General features: G+C 47.1%; 1 protein-coding gene and 1 tRNA gene. Both read left to right on the top strand.

What is annotated here, in order from left to right:
* Positions 1-209: 209 nt before the first annotated feature.
* Complete coding sequence (locus PsAD37_RS20910) at positions 210-923, top strand: tyrosine-type recombinase/integrase (protein ID WP_063297784.1); 714 nt, start codon at positions 210-212, stop codon at positions 921-923.
* Between the two features lie 150 nt (positions 924-1,073).
* Positions 1,074-1,149: transfer RNA gene (locus PsAD37_RS20905), tRNA-Lys, on the top strand.
* Positions 1,150-1,510 lie beyond the last annotated feature (361 nt).

The raw sequence follows: 1,510 nt of genomic DNA, 5'->3' as shown, positions 1-1,510 counted from the left end.
ACTGACCGACCGGACACTTCGACCATCCCGTAAAACAAGACGGCGGATCTTGGCTGCACTTTCCATCAATATCACCCGTTCATGCCCCGCGCTAAATGCACGGATCCTAACAAACAGGTGGGTCAATCTTAAACGCTCATAACCCACCTAACCGGGTCAATTTTGCATGCCGATTCACAGCCCCGCTGCAAGCATTCCGCGAACCTCGCATGCGCAAGATCATTAAGCAATGGCACCAAGGGTTTTCAAAAACGCCCCGTCAAGCCGATATGCACCTTTCAATGTTGGTGAGACTATTAAACTATGCCGTAGATCAAGGCGAGACTGCAGACCATTGCGCGGGCAATATTAAACACCTGCATTCCTCCAATCGCGCTGACATAATTTGGTTGCCGGAAGAAATTGAAGCACTCTTAAAAGCAGCCTCTATGCCCGCAAGACTGCTTCTAGAATTTGCCGTTCATTCCGGGCTACGTCGAACTGATTTAGTCAACATCCCAGCCACCGCAGACAAAGGCGATTACCTTCAATGGTGGTCATCCAAATCTAACAAGAGAAATGAAATTATAATACCAGTAACCCCGGAATTACGGGCAGTTATAAACAACGCCAAAGCCTACAGACGCACACGAACAACCAAGAGCGCAACACTTCTCTGTAACTCCAGGGGCAGGCCATACACACCAGACGGCTTTTCAACAATGTTTGACAAGGCACGAGGAAAGACAGGCATCAACAAAAACCTGCACGACCTGCGCGGCACCGCTGTAACCAATTATATAAGGGCCGGTTTTACTGATCAGGAAATAGGAGAGTTTGTAGGCTGGAAGCTGGAAAACGTTCAATCGATTCGCAGAATATATGTCACTAGATCTGAAGTGATGACGGCTGCAATTAACCGCCTCAAACAGAACCGACCATGAACAAAACTGTAAACCAAACACAAAAAGCCACTTTTAAAATCAAAAACATAATAGCTCACAGTGTGGAAAATCAAAAAAAAGCGCTTGCGCTAAATACCTGTAATCCTTAGAAGACCCTTCACAGGCAGCGACTACACCAGACGCGCCTGAGAGCCCGTAGCTCAGCTGGTAGAGCAACTGACTTTTAATCAGTAGGTCCACGGTTCGAACCCGTGCGGGCTCACCATTTAACCTCATGGTATATAAAGAGGTTTAGCAAAGCTCCTACTTGGGAGTTTTTTGCATTTTAGGCTTCGTGTCAGCACTATGTAAGCAAATGAGCGCGTTTGAAAGCGTGATTTCACCCCTCCTAGCCCCTCTAAATACTCTTTCAACTTAATACTGGAAAAGCTGTGAATGCCGTCACTAACCGTCAGAGGCGAGGCTTTCTATGAGGTTTGGTGAAATAGTAGCTGACAGTTAGAGCTTGTCGCGTTTAATCGGTCATGTATCCAGCTGTTTTGAAGAAGTTGTTGCACTCTTGCTTTGTGAAGAGGTCGCAGACTTGGCCTACGGCCTGCCACAGTGCTTGATAACTTCTTGCTGCG

It is taken from the genome of Pseudovibrio sp. Ad37, from assembly GCF_001623075.1.
In the GTDB taxonomy this organism is placed as follows: Bacteria; Pseudomonadota; Alphaproteobacteria; order Rhizobiales; family Stappiaceae; genus Pseudovibrio.
Note: the sequence above shows the minus strand (reverse complement) of the source record. Positions and strands in the feature narration are given on the sequence as shown.